The sequence below is a fragment of the Streptomyces sp. NPDC001530 genome (genome assembly GCF_042894545.1).
In the GTDB taxonomy this organism is placed as follows: Bacteria; Actinomycetota; Actinomycetes; order Streptomycetales; family Streptomycetaceae; genus Streptomyces.
Genome location: NZ_JBIAVS010000004.1, coordinates 56,568 through 67,688, shown reverse-complemented (window position 1 = coordinate 67,688; position 11,121 = coordinate 56,568). Strand labels below are relative to the sequence as shown.

Below are 11,121 nucleotides of genomic sequence, written 5' to 3'. Positions count from 1 at the left end.
CAGGGGCCACCCGCAGCCGACGACGAAAGCAGCACGGGCGGTGCCGGCGGGAACAACACGGCCGAAGGCGAAGCCGAGGCCGAACCCGAACCCGAACCGCAGCCGGAACCGGTCGTCACCGAAGAGCCCACCCCGGCCGCCGCCCAGGCGGACGAACCCGCGGCCGCCGACGGCGATCAGGCCCCACAGGGGCCACCCGCAGCCGACGACGAAAGCAGCACGGGCGGTGCCGGCGGGAACAACACGGCCGAAGGCGAAGCCGAGGCCGAACCCGAACCCGAGCCGCAGCCGGAGCCCGCCGCCGCCCAGGCGGACGAGCCGGCAGCCGCCGGCAAGACCGAGGCCGAAGGTGAAGCCGAAGCCGAGGCCGAGACGCCCCGCAAGCCCGCCGTCCCCCTCACCCGCCTCAAGACCCGCGCCCCGGGCCTGGTCACCGCGTACAAGGAAGCGGAAACCGCGCTCAAGAAGCGGGACCTCACCGGCACCCGAGCCAAGCTCTACCTCGTCCTCGACCGCTCCGCGAGCATGCGCCCGTACTACAAGGACGGCTCCGCCCAGGCCCTCGGCGAGCAGGCCCTCGCCCTCGCCGCCCACCTCGACCCGGAGTCCACCGTCCACGTCGTCTTCTTCTCCACGGAGCTGGACGGCACCGGCGAGCTCACCCTCACCGAGCACGAGAACAAGATCGACGACCTGCACGCAGGGCTCGGCCGCATGGGCCGTACCAGCTACCACGCCGCCGTACAGGAAGTGGTCACCCACCACGAGAAGCACCACTCCGGCGCGGAGCCGGCCCTCGTGATCTTCCAGACGGACGGCGCCCCGGACGCCAAGACCCCCGCCACCCAGTCCCTCACGGACGCGGCGAAGGACCACCCCACCGTCTTCTTCTCCTTCGTCGCCTTCGGCGAGCACGACAACAAGGCCTTCGACTACCTCCGCAAACTGAAGACCGACAACACGGCCTTCTTCCACGCGGGCCCGACCCCGCGCGAGCTGACGGACGCCGAGGTCTACGAGGGCGTACTGGCGAACTGGCGCCCGTAGCCGCCCCACCCACGTCAAACCCGGCCGCCCGCTTCCCACCCGTTAAAACGGGAAGCGGGCGGCCCACCCATGTCGGCTACGATTTCAAGGTTCGTAAGACGACCGACGACACGACCTGAACCGACGATCGTCACCCCACGTAGCGACTTGGGAGCAGCCCGCGATGGCTCGACACCTCATCACCAGCGCCCTTCCGTACATCAACGGGATCAAGCACCTGGGCAACATGGTGGGGTCCATGCTCCCGGCGGACGTGTACTCCCGGTACCTCCGCCAGCGCGGCCACGACGTGCTCTACATCTGCGCGACGGACGAGCACGGCACCCCGGCCGAGCTGGCGGCCAAGGAGCAGGGCCTGCCGGTCGACGAGTTCTGCGCGCAGGCGCACGACGCGCAGAAGGCGGTGTACGACGGCTTCGAGCTGGCCTTCGACTACTTCGGCCGCAGCTCCAGCCCGGAGAACCGCGACATCACCCAGCACTTCGCCCGCCGCCTGAACGAGAACGGCTTCATCGAGGAGCGCGCGATCCGCCAGGTGTACTCGCCGGCGGACGGCCGCTTCCTCCCGGACCGCTACGTGGAGGGCACCTGCCCGCACTGCGGTTACGACAAGGCCCGCGGCGACCAGTGCGAGAACTGCACGCGCGTCCTGGACCCCACCGACCTGATCAACCCGCGCTCCGCCATCTCCGGCTCGACGGACCTGGAGGTCCGCGAGACGAAGCACCTCTTCCTTCTCCAGTCGAAGCTGCAGAGCGAGGTCTCGGAGTGGGTGGCGCGCCACGAGCACGAGTGGCCGCAGCTCGCCTCCTCCATCGCCCGCAAGTGGCTGACCGAGGGCCTGCACGACCGCGCGATCACCCGTGACCTGGACTGGGGCGTCCCGGTCCCGGCCGACACGTGGCCGGAGCTGGCCGCCGAGGGCAAGGTCTTCTACGTCTGGTTCGACGCCCCGATCGAGTACCTCGGCGCGACCAAGGAGTGGTCGGACCAGGACCCGGAGAACCGCGACTGGAAGTCGTGGTGGTACGACGTAGACGACGAGGTCCGCTACACCCAGTTCATGGCGAAGGACAACGTGCCCTTCCACACCGTGATGTTCCCGGCCACCGAGCTGGGCGTGCGGGAGCCATGGAAGAAGGTCGACTACGTCAAGGCCTTCAACTGGCTGACGTACTACGGAGGAAAGTTCTCCACGTCCCAGAAGCGCGGTGTCTTCACCGACCACGCGCTGGAGATCCTCCCCGCCGACTACTGGCGCTACTTCCTGATCGCCAACGCCCCCGAGTCGGACGACTCGTCCTTCACGTGGGAGCACTTCACGGCCACGGTCAACAAGGATCTCGCCGACACCCTCGGCAACTTCGTCAACCGCGTCCTGTCCTTCTCCAAGAAGCGCTTCGGCGAGGAGGTCCCGGCGGGCGCGGAGCCCGGCGAGGCGGAGGCGAAGCTGGGCGGGGAGATCGCCGGTCTCCTCGCCGAGTACGAGACCCAGATGGAGGCCCTCCAGTTCCGAAAGGCCGCGGCGGCGCTGCGCGCCCTGTGGTCGGCCGGCAACTCCTACCTGGAGGAGAAGGCCCCCTGGCTGGAGATCAAGACCAACCCCGAGGGCGCGGCCCTGACCCTGCGCACGGCGATGAACCTGATCCACCTTTACTCGGTGGTCTCGGAACCCTTCATCCCCGCCTCCGCCAGGGCGATGCGCGAAGCGTTCGCGCTGACGGACGACACGGCGACGTGGGTCACGGCCGAGGAGGCCACGTCCCTCGAGTCCGTCCCCGCGGGCACCCCGTTCACCGTCCCCCCGGTCCTCTTCGCCAAGCTCACGGACGAGGACCTGGAGACGTACAAGGAGCGCTTCGGCGGGGCGCCGGAGTAGCGGCAGCCACGAGACCGGAGCCCGGGAACGAACCTGTTCCCGACACGGAACCCCCCACTCCTCTAGGCATGTCGATCTCTCAGGCGATATACATCGTGAAGATCATGTGAAGCCAGTGGCTTTACTGGGACATGACTCGACAGGTGAGTCAACTGAGTGGGGGGTTCATCCATGGCACTGTTCGGAAACGCACACACCGTCGACCCGGCCTCGGCGCAGCAGGACTTCGCGCGCCTGCTGGGCCAGAACGAGCAGGTCCAGGCCGCGTACCTGCTGATACGCGACACCATCCTGTTCACCGACCGCCGTCTCATCCTCGTGGACAAGCAGGGCATCACGGGGAAGAAGGTGGAGTACCACTCCATCCCGTACCGCAGTATCACCCACTTCGCGGTGGAGACCGCCGGCACCTTCGACCTCGACGCCGAGCTCAAGATCTGGATCTCCGGCACCGCGGCCCCCATCGAGAAGACCTTCACCAAGGGCGTCGACATCTACGAGGTCCAGGCGATCCTCACGCAGTTCGTGGCGCGGTAGATCCGCTGGTCACTGCCCCTCCCGCCCCTGCTAGCATCCGCTCACTTGTGCGAGGGCGGGGCCCTCGCGGGGAGGGAAACTTCAGTGGGCAGACACGCCCTGAGACGGGGCGGGCCCACCGCCCTCGTCTCTGCGCTCGCGGTCGCGTTGGCGGCCGGAACCATCACTCTGTTCTCCGGCACACCGGACGGCGGCGGCAGCGCGCAGGCCGCCACGTCGGCCTCAACGTCGGCCACCGCGGCGGGAACCACGGAGATCGTCCTGGACGATCCACGCACCCAGACCCCGCGCTCCGATCGGCTGCTGGCGGCGGGCGAGACCGGATTCCTGCACCGCCAGGCCAACGTCGCCGGGCTGCTCTGGACGAGCTACGAGGACGGCACCACCGTCACCGTCGAAGGCCCGAGAGGGGTCTACAAGCCGACCACCACCAGCTGCTGGTCCATCGCCGACGTCTGCCCCTCGGGCACGTTCGGGCAGGGCGCCGACATCGTGGCGCTGCCGGACATCTCCTACACCGAACCGGTGTCGCTGTGGAGCCCGGACGGAAGCGGGCTGCGGACCGTCCAGCTGTCGTCGAAGGAGTACGTCGGCACGTACGGCTCCACGGTCGTCGCGGCCGACCGGGACAGCACCATCGACGGCTACGGCGTGGACGGCACCTGGCTGGAGCTCACCGACTACGTCGACGGCGCAGAGCGCACCCGCACGGTGACCGGCTACCCGGCCGACGAGGACTGGCCGAGGCAGCGGACCGGCGACAAGGACGGCGCCCTGCTCTCCTACCCGGTCACCGACGCGGAGACCGGCGCCGAGACATGGTCCGTCGGCTATCTCGACTTCGCCACCGCCGAGTTCACCGTGGTCTTCACGGGCGCGGACGCCTCGCCGGAGCTGGTGCTCACCAAGGACCGGCTCGGCTGGTACACGGCCGCCTCCGGCCTGCACCTGAAGTCCCGCACCGACCTCGGCGCCGAGGAAACGGTCCCGGTGGCCGCTGGCGCCCCGAGCGGCTCCCCCGTCCTCGTGGGGGACTGGCTCGTCCTGACGTCGTCCAGCGGCGTCACGGCCGTGTCCCTGACCGACGGCTCCACCCGCACCCTGCTGACCAGGGCGTACGGCCAGCCGCTGGCCACGCCCGACGGCGCCGCCCTCGTCACCGGCGGCACCGGCACGGCCGACTGGTGGGTCCGGCGCGTCAGCCAGGGCACGGACGGCCTGCCGCAGCTGGAGAAGCTGTCCAAGGTTGCCCCGTACGAGAACGCCAAGACCGGGCTCGCCCTGAGCCGGGGCAGCCTGCGTATCGCGGAGGACAACCCGGACAGCGGCAACGACACCACGTCCGTCCGGGCCCTCACCACGGACGGCGGCACCGCGCTCACCGCGTCCGCCGCCACGGAGGGCAACACGGTCCGCCCCGTGTGCCCGTTCGCCGGCACCACGTGCTCGGCGATGTACGGCAACTACGGTTCCGCGCCCAAGGACGTCTACCTCGAGACGTTCTACGACGGTGACGAGGGCGGCAGCGGCCTGGGGAACGCGGACCGACTGGTCCGCATCAGCGACGGCGCGGGCTACACCGAGCTGGAGTTCGGCACCGAGGGCGGCGCGATCGTCGACGTCTCCGACAACTATGCCGTCTACAACTCCGGCGGCGCCTCGCCCCTGCAGTACGTCGGGGAGTTCGGCTACGGCCAGGAGCTGAAGCGCTCGATCCGCGCCGCCGCCCTCAACGGCTCCACCCTGTGGAGCGCCACCTCCACCCCCGGCCAGCTCACCTCGTACAGCCTGACCGAGGACAAGACGCTCGCCACGGTCACGGTCCCGAACCTGGGCTGCGTGCCGAGCGAGCTCCAGGCGGCAGGCCGCTGGGTGTACTGGTCCTGCCAGGCGGCCTCGGCGGGCGTGTACGACACCAAGGCCAAAACGTCGGTGGCGGTAGAGCCCGGTGACGTACTGCTCGGCGACGGGTTCACCGTGCGACACGACCACGGGAGCGACCAGCTCGTGCTGACCGACGCGGCCACCGGCACCACCCGCGTGATCGCCTCCGGCGTCCCCGACACCGGTCTGGTCGCGGACCGCCGTTACCGGTGGACGGTCGACGAGTACACGGGCCTGGTCGCGTGGATCGGCGCGTTCGAGCAGACGCACGTCGCCACCACCGGCGTCACGCCGTCCGCCCCGACCGCCTTCGACACGGCGGCCGAGGACCACGCCGAACCGCCCTCGTCGGACCCCTGGAACGGCCAGTGGCTCCTCTCCCGCCCCGTCACCTCCTGGTCCCTGACCTTCACCTCGGTCCAGAGCGGCGCGACGGGCAAGGCCACCCGCACCCTCACCGGCGACGCGGCCACGGCCTGGCTGTCGGCGACCTGGAACGGCAGGACGGCGAGCGGGAGTTACTTCCCCAACGGCGAGTTCACCTGGGCCCTCAAAGCGACCGGCCTCGGCAGCGCCACCCCGGCCACGGTGAGCACGGGAGCGGGCTTCCTGACCCGCGGGGCCGCGGTACGCCATGACTTCGGCAGCGTCGACGGCCCGGACGGCAGGGGCGACCTGCTCACCCTCAACTCCTCCGGCGGCCTGACCGTCCACAACGGCACCGGAACGGGCACGTTCAGCACCAAGACCACCGGCACCGGCTGGCCCACCTCCCTCAAGGTGATCTCCTTCGGCGACCTGAGCGGCGACCGCTGCAACGACGTCCTCGTGCGGCTGAGCAGCGGGGCCCTGCGCCTGTACAAGCCGGGCTGCAACGCCGCCGTCAAGCCGACGACGTCGTACACGACCCTCGCGACGAGCGGCTGGACGCAGTACGACGTGCTGACCTCGCCCGGCGACATGAGCGGCGACGGCCGCCCCGACCTGATCGCGCGCAACGCGTCCACCGGAGCCGTCTACCTCTACAAGGGCACCAGCACGGGCAACCTGTCCGCCCGCGTGAAGCTCTACGACAACTGGAAGGGCTACAAGAAGATCGTCGGCGCCGGCGACCTCAATGGCGACGGCATCGGCGACCTGCTCGCCCAGGACACGTCCAACAACCTCTACCGGTACAACGGCAAGGGCGACGGCACCTTCGCCGCCCGCGTGAAGCTGTTCAGCGACTGGGGCGGCTCCTACAACGCCGTCGTCGGCGCCGGCGACCTCACCGACGACGGCAAGGCCGACCTGGTCTCCCGCGACACCAGCGGCAACCTGTACCGCAACAGCGGGGACGGCAAGGGGTCGTTCGGTTCGCGTACGAAGATCGCGACCGGGTGGGGCGGATACCTGTCTCTCTCCTGAGGGACCACCCTCAATGCCATGGGGCGCCCGGGACTTCACGTCCCGGGCGCCCCCTTTGGTGCACCGTGGTGGGGGTGTGGACGCGGCGGCCCCGGTCCCGCCGATCCGGGAGTGGCCCCCGGCGCTGGCATGTCCCCGCTCACCCGTATGGTTTCCGCCATGGCAGTCCCCGAGGTCATTCCGATCGCCTATGAGCCGAAGCACCGTACCGAGACCATCGGACGGTATGCGGACGGTCAGTTCCTGGCGTCGATCACGTACGCCTTCCCCGAAGGGTTCCGTCCCGACGACGGCTGGGAAGAGCTCAAACGCCTCTACGTGGTGCTCCACACCTTCGACGCCGAGGGCCGCTACCGCGACTCGGAGGTCTGGTGCGCGGGCACGTGGGCCGAGCAGCAGCGCAACCCGTACGGCGACGACTCGGTACTCTCCCGCGCCCGCGTCCACCTGGCGAAGCTCCTGCGCAGCCTGCCCCGGCGTTCCTACACGGACATCGCCGTCCGCCCCTTCCAACTCACCGTCGACGGCGTGCTGTTCGGCCTGCTGACCGGCGAGGACGAGGGCGAGGCCTGGGCCGAGCTCTACCCGGACCGGCTCGGCTTCGGCGAGCCGTGGGACGGCACGTACGACACCTGACCGGGCCGGTGGCTCACCCGAGGGGACGTGATCGATCCTCGACCTGGGCCCCGTCCTCCACTCGGGCTCGACGGGCGTGGAACCGTGTGGCACCGGCCCCGGCGAGCGCGAGCAGGACACCGGCCCCGAGCGAGCCGAGGAACTCCGGGACCTTCGTCCAAAAGCTCCCGCGCAGGCGCCTGTTGATCGCTGCCTTTCCCAAGGTTCCGCTGCCCGCGGTGCCGCGGGCGCCGGCCGCCGTCGCCGAGGAGACGCCCGAGCCGGCCGCGCCGCTGGACGAACTGGTGGCCGTAAAGGGCTAGTTGTGACCGTCAGGAGTTGGTCAGAATCCCGGCGCCGGTGGTGGTGGCCAGCTCGGTCGGGAGTTTCTTCGCGGAGGTCTGGAGGCCTGCGGTGAGGGTCGGCGTCCAGTTCACGGTGGTCTTCAGCTTCTTCGAGTTCGCGGCGTTGTAGGCGGCGACGAGATCGGTCTGGGTGCCGTTGACGAGGTTGCCGCTGCCCGCGACCGAGCCGGTGCCGTCGCCGCTGAGCAGCTTGGCGACCTTGCCGCCGGTCGGGACCTTCCAGTAGTTGTCCTCCGCGACGACCTGGGCCTTGGCGCGGGAGTTGATGGTGTAGAGGGGCGCGTACCCGTTGAGGGTCGTGGTGTCGAAGTAGTTGTTGTAGACGTGGATCTGGCCGATACGGGCCAGCGGCGCACGCTGGACGATGCCCTTCCACACGTTGTGGTGGATGGAGACGCGCAGCTTGCCGACGCTGTCGGTGTCGCTGCTGCCGATCAGCATCGTCTTGTCATGGTTGGTGAACTGGTTCCGCTCGACGGTCACCAGGTCGGAGCCCTTGGTGATGTCGAGGTCACCGTCGTGGATCTGGTACTCGCGGCCGAAGTACTTCGGGTTGGCGCTGTCGAAGTGCGCCGCGTCGGTGAAGGTGTTGTGGTCGGCCCAGACGTGGGTGGCCCCGCGCAGGGTGACGGCGTCGTAGTTCGAGTTCCAGTTGCCGTCGTCGCCGTCGGTCGGGTCCCACTGCGGGAAGCAGTCCTCGGTCGCGGAGAAGGTCAGATTCCGGATGATGACGTTGTCCACGTTCTGCACCTGCAGCATGCCGCCGGTGATCCCGGCCTTGGTGCCCGGCACGCCCACGATGGTGGTGTTGGCCGGCACCTTGAAGACGATGTTCTTCGCCTGCTTGGCCTGCGCGGCGGCGCGGGCGCTCTCCTGCGTACCGGACGGCAGCTTGGAGCGGCCGTAGGTGGAGGGGTCGTACGCCTTGAGGTAGGCGGCCAGCGAATATCCCGTACCCGAGGAGTAGTCGGCGCAGCTCAGCTTCTTCCCCGAGTCGTCCGTGTTGGCGTCGATGGTGCCCTTGATCTGGATGATCTTCGCCGTAGAGTCGGTGCTGCTGCCCAGCGCCTTCACCAGCTGCGCACGGGTGCTGACGGTGAAGACATGCGCGGAGTCGGCCTTCGAGCCACCGGTGGTCCCGGTCCCGGAGGCCGCCCAGCCGTCCTTGGCGGGCAGCGTCTGGTGCGCCAGGTCGACGGCCCCGGCGTTGGCGTTCATGACGAAGACGGCGGCGCCGAGACCGGCGGCGGTCACGGCGGCAACGGAGACCAGAACGGTGCGGCGCTTGCGGAGGGACCGGCGGTGGGAGGGGGATGCCACGGATGAGTCCTTACGTGTGTGTGGAGCACATGCTGTGCGGTGAAGCACCCGTGAACGGGGCTTCTGACTCATCAGTGGTCGCGGGACGCGGAAAGGTTGCCGACGTTCTTTCAACTCTCCGGGGGGCCATAGCCGTTAGCCGACCTCAGGCACCGTTCGGCACCCTCAGGCATCGACTCCGCGCGGGGGCAGCTCCCCGACGCGGCTCACCGGCGCCGCGCCCTTGGGGGCCTTGGCGCAGACCCACACCGCCACGCCCTCGACCACGGTCGCGCTCAACGGATGCGAGTCCGGATGGACCGGACAGTGCGGCCACACCGCCGACTTCGCCTCCCCCCACAACGCCTCCACGGCCCACTCCTGCACCTGGTCCGCGACCTCGGCAAGCCGCGCACCGGGCCGGTCGTCCGACCCCCAGTAGACGCCCTGACCGGATCCGTCCGGGGCATAGAGCATGAGACCGGGGTAGCCGTCTTCGGCCGCACGCACATCGGGCCGTACGGAACACTGCGCGCGGACGTCGCACAGGACGACGTCCAGGACGCGCCTGAACTCCTCGCCGTCGGTCACGACCGGTCCGCCTGTATCCGCCGAAGAAGCGCGGCGAGGCCGTCGCGGGAGACGGGGAGTATTCGGGCGGGGTCGTCGCTTTCGCGGAGCAGCAACCGGCCATCGCGGTGGGCGAGTTCCACGCAAGACGCCCCGTCCGAACCGCTGGAGTAGCTCGACTTCTGCCACTGGAGTGTTGGGAACCGGGCGAGCTGGGACATCGTGTCAGTCACCGCCGGTTCGCCTGTATCCGCTGAAGAAGCGCCGCGAGGCCGTCACGGGTGACGGGGAGTATTCGGGCGGGGTCGTCGCTTTCGCGGAGGAGGAGATCGCCGCTCACGGTGGCGAGTTCCACGCAGGAGTCACCGTCACCGCCGCCGGAGAACGACGACTTCTGCCAGTGGATGGGCCGAGCCATGGGGTCCCTCACAGTTCCTTCGCCAAGCGGTGCATGAAGTCCTGCGACAGCACGGGATCGAGCGCTGACGACTCCACTTTACGAAAGAGCGTTCGCATGGCGAGGAGTTGTGAGGCCGCGTCAAGGAACACGGCACCGTACGGCGCATCCCGGCGGGCCGTGTCCAACTCGGGGACCGGACCACCCGCGTACAACAGCGCCGCGCTCGCTCCGGCGAAGCCGTCGGCGGCGAAGGGGATCACCCGAACGGTGACGTTCGGGCGTTCCGACTGCCCGAGCAGTTCGTCCAGTTGAGCCCGCGCCACGCGCCGGTTGGCGACACGTGTACGCAGCACCGATTCATGAACGACGGCTTCGTACTCTCCCGCACCGTCCCGCTCGATGACCACCTTGCGTCGCATCCGGTGCTCCACCCGCGGCTCCAGTTCGCTTTCCGGGAGCTCCGGAACCCGGTACGAGAACACCGCGCGAGCGTAGTCCTCGGTCTGGAGCAACCCCGGTACGTGTGTGGTGCCGATCTCCCACAGATACTGGGCGTGATGCTCCAGTTCCGCAAGATCCAGGAAGCCGGGAGGCAGCACCCCCCGGTACTCCCTCCACCACCCGCGCGTGCGGTCCGTCGCCATCTCCGCGAGCGCGTCGACCAACTCGGCATCCGCACAGGCGTAATGGGACGCGAGTCTGCGGACCCGCTCCCCACTGATCCCGACGTTTCCGGCCTCCATCTGGCTCATCTGGGCCGGAGCGACCCCCAGCAGCCCTGCCGCATCACCGGATGACAGCCCTGCGGCCTCCCGCAGCTTCCGCAACTCGGCGCCGAGGCGCAACTGGCGGGCAGTGGGTTGCGTTCTCGCCGGCATACGGCTCCTGTTCCTCAACATCACGGCCGCGAAGCGGAGTTGAACCACCCCGTTCGGGTGTCAGATTACGCGAACGGCTTGCACGGAGTAAATTTTTACACGTACCGTCAGTGACGCGACGCACACGCTGCGGAACCCGGGACCCCCGGAAGCGCACCGCCCCGTCACGCCATGACGGGGGCGGCATGCCACCGCCCGAAATCCACAGCTGCCCCCAACTCCCCCTCCCTGACCAGGAGT

Annotated in this window: 11 protein-coding genes; 6 read left to right on the top strand and 5 right to left on the bottom strand. The window is 69.2% G+C overall.

Features of this window, described 5'->3' with window-relative positions; all coding sequences use genetic code 11:
* From ACFY0T_RS08250 to ACFY0T_RS08225, 6 genes are all read left to right on the top strand, one after another.
* Positions 1-1,047 (top strand): VWA domain-containing protein (locus tag ACFY0T_RS08250; protein ID WP_388865901.1); only part of this gene is annotated, 1,047 nt, incomplete at its 5' end.
* A gap of 163 nt (positions 1,048-1,210) precedes the next feature.
* Positions 1,211-2,926 (top strand): methionine--tRNA ligase, encoded by a 1,716-nt coding sequence (metG, locus tag ACFY0T_RS08245; RefSeq protein WP_388865898.1) that lies wholly within the window; start codon positions 1,211-1,213, stop codon positions 2,924-2,926.
* A 171-nt stretch (positions 2,927-3,097) separates the two neighbouring features.
* Positions 3,098-3,463 carry a PH domain-containing protein gene (locus tag ACFY0T_RS08240; RefSeq protein WP_388865895.1) on the top strand — a complete coding sequence of 122 codons (366 nt, stop codon included), beginning with the start codon at positions 3,098-3,100 and terminating at the stop codon, positions 3,461-3,463.
* 84 nt (positions 3,464-3,547) lie between these two features.
* The gene (locus ACFY0T_RS08235; RefSeq protein ID WP_388865892.1) at positions 3,548-6,754 is read left to right on the top strand and encodes an FG-GAP repeat domain-containing protein; all 3,207 of its coding nucleotides are present in this window, start codon (positions 3,548-3,550) and stop codon (positions 6,752-6,754) included.
* Between the two features lie 159 nt (positions 6,755-6,913).
* Entirely contained in the window at positions 6,914-7,390 is a 477-nt protein-coding gene (locus tag ACFY0T_RS08230; RefSeq protein ID WP_388865889.1) for a hypothetical protein, read from the top strand.
* An 86-nt stretch (positions 7,391-7,476) separates the two neighbouring features.
* Entirely contained in the window at positions 7,477-7,692 is a 216-nt protein-coding gene (locus ACFY0T_RS08225; RefSeq protein ID WP_388865886.1) for a hypothetical protein, read from the top strand.
* A 9-nt stretch (positions 7,693-7,701) separates the two neighbouring features.
* On the opposite strand, the gene ACFY0T_RS08220 is transcribed toward ACFY0T_RS08225, so the two are convergent.
* From ACFY0T_RS08220 to ACFY0T_RS08200, 5 genes are all read right to left on the bottom strand, one after another.
* The gene (locus ACFY0T_RS08220; RefSeq protein WP_388865884.1) at positions 7,702-9,054 is read right to left on the bottom strand and encodes a polysaccharide lyase family 1 protein; all 1,353 of its coding nucleotides are present in this window, start codon (positions 9,052-9,054) and stop codon (positions 7,702-7,704) included.
* 165 nt (positions 9,055-9,219) lie between these two features.
* Positions 9,220-9,624 (bottom strand): hypothetical protein, encoded by a 405-nt coding sequence (locus tag ACFY0T_RS08215; protein ID WP_388865881.1) that lies wholly within the window; start codon positions 9,622-9,624, stop codon positions 9,220-9,222.
* Positions 9,621-9,836 (bottom strand): DUF397 domain-containing protein, encoded by a 216-nt coding sequence (locus ACFY0T_RS08210; RefSeq protein WP_388865878.1) that lies wholly within the window; start codon positions 9,834-9,836, stop codon positions 9,621-9,623. Before ACFY0T_RS08210 ends, ACFY0T_RS08215 begins: the two co-directional genes overlap by 4 nt.
* On the bottom strand, positions 9,833-10,021 hold the full coding sequence (locus ACFY0T_RS08205; RefSeq protein ID WP_388865875.1) for a DUF397 domain-containing protein: 189 nt from the start codon (positions 10,019-10,021) through the stop codon (positions 9,833-9,835). The genes ACFY0T_RS08210 and ACFY0T_RS08205 overlap by 4 nt, the downstream gene beginning before the upstream one ends.
* Positions 10,022-10,029: 8 nt before the next feature.
* The gene (locus tag ACFY0T_RS08200; protein WP_388865872.1) at positions 10,030-10,881 is read right to left on the bottom strand and encodes a helix-turn-helix domain-containing protein; all 852 of its coding nucleotides are present in this window, start codon (positions 10,879-10,881) and stop codon (positions 10,030-10,032) included.
* Between the last annotated feature and the right edge of the window lie 240 nt (positions 10,882-11,121).

Coding starts and splice junctions, on each gene's coding strand:
- metG (WP_388865898.1), top strand. CDS start 1,211: ATGGCTCGACACCTCATCACCAGCGCCCTTCCGTACATCAACGGGATC.
- ACFY0T_RS08240 (WP_388865895.1), top strand. CDS start 3,098: ATGGCACTGTTCGGAAACGCACACACCGTCGACCCGGCCTCGGCGCAG.
- ACFY0T_RS08230 (WP_388865889.1), top strand. CDS start 6,914: ATGGCAGTCCCCGAGGTCATTCCGATCGCCTATGAGCCGAAGCACCGT.
- ACFY0T_RS08205 (WP_388865875.1), bottom strand. CDS start 10,021: ATGGCTCGGCCCATCCACTGGCAGAAGTCGTCGTTCTCCGGCGGCGGT.
- ACFY0T_RS08200 (WP_388865872.1), bottom strand. CDS start 10,881: ATGCCGGCGAGAACGCAACCCACTGCCCGCCAGTTGCGCCTCGGCGCC.